At 45.8% G+C, this 1,320-nt stretch carries 3 protein-coding genes; all 3 read right to left on the reverse strand.

All coding sequences use genetic code 11. The features are described from left to right. Positions 1-103 precede the first annotated feature (103 nt). Positions 104-289, reverse strand: coding sequence for a hypothetical protein (locus B5F88_RS19535; protein ID WP_087937058.1), 186 nt, complete (start codon positions 287-289; stop codon positions 104-106). Between the two features lie 78 nt (positions 290-367). Then, a complete protein-coding gene (locus tag B5F88_RS20500) occupies positions 368-598 on the reverse strand; it encodes a hypothetical protein (RefSeq protein WP_140402225.1) in 231 nt (76 codons plus the stop codon). Between the two features lie 29 nt (positions 599-627). Further along, positions 628-1,320 (reverse strand): hypothetical protein (locus B5F88_RS21200; RefSeq protein ID WP_204246280.1); only part of this gene is annotated, 693 nt, incomplete at its 5' end.

Raw genomic sequence — 1,320 nt, forward strand, 5'->3', positions numbered from 1 at the left:
AATTCTAAAAAACTATGCTGACCACACCATGCCGCACAGACAAGCCAACAACAAAAAACCGGGGTCAGACCATCACGGCCTAACCCCGGTTTCCTCCGGTGACTTATTTAGCTTTAATGTCCCAACGCTTGGCCAGGGCCTTGCAGATGTAACCCAGGGCAACTAAATCATAGGCCAGTTGCCCATCTTGGCCCATCCAAACCTGAGCGATTTGGATGCCTTGGGGCGTGTAAACCCCATAACTTTGTGAGTGTGGTATTTGAACCACACTCAGTCCACTTATTTTCATAAAGTAGACCTCCTCAAAATAAAATTTTTCCTTCTTCATACAATTCATGTCTAAAAATAAGCATAAAAAAATTACTACCTATGCCTTGCACAAGTGATAAAGTGTTGTCTCTTTTCTTTTTCTATACCATCTATTTGGTGTTATGCGTAAGCCTTGCATATCATCAACATAAGTACCATCACCAGCAACACCACTACTACCATTACCACCACCAGAGACTTCCCAATCTGCATATGACGGGGAGATGATAACTTGCAAAGCCATTATAAACGCTAGTAGGAATACTGCTATACGCTTTAATGATTGCATACGCAACTTCCTCCTTTCAAATTAAAATCTTACATCACCCAACCATCCTCTTCGCCACCTACGATTATACCAGTATTGGGGTCATAGGTTCCACCCAGTTCTTCTGCTGCCTCTTGCAGTTCTTCATCTGTAGCAGGATCCCAGGTTCCGCCAGAATCTTCAACCATGTTCTTAATGGCTTCCATATCTTTATCGGAAATGTTTGTGTTGCCAGGGGTTACATCATTTCCTGTATCAGCATCAGGAGTACTTGGAGTGGTAGTAGTGCCTCCACCAGAGGAAGTACCTCCAGAATTGTTGTTACCACTGGAAGTGCCTCCACCAGAGGAAGTACCTCCAGAATTGTTGTTACCACTGGAAGTGCCTCCACCGGAAGAAGTGCCTCCAGAATTGTTGTTACCAGAGGAAGTGCCGCCACCAGAAGAAGTACCACCGGAGTTGTTGCCTCCACCAGAGGAAGTACCGCCACCAGAAGTAGTTCCACCGGAGTTGTTGCCGCCGCCAGAGGATGTGCCGCCACCGGAAGAGGTGCCTCCAGAGTTGTTGTTACCAGAAGAGGTACCAGGATTAGGGGTGGGCTCGGGAGTCGGGGTCTCAATTACTACATCATCAGTTAAATCCATATTCTGATTCTTGTCCTCTGGATGCTTGGCTACCCAATCCTCCCATTCCTCTTTACTTATCGCTCCATCCTTATTGGAATCATTCGCAATATCATAAAT

This window comes from Flavonifractor sp. An306 (genome assembly GCF_002159455.1).
GTDB lineage: Bacteria > Bacillota > Clostridia > Oscillospirales > Oscillospiraceae > Flavonifractor.

Bases quoted from the DNA above. Each gene is read 5' to 3' on its own strand.
- B5F88_RS19535 (WP_087937058.1), bottom strand. From the start codon at position 289: ATGAAAATAAGTGGACTGAGTGTGGTTCAAATACCACACTCACAAAGT.
- B5F88_RS20500 (WP_140402225.1), bottom strand. From the start codon at position 598: ATGCAATCATTAAAGCGTATAGCAGTATTCCTACTAGCGTTTATAATG.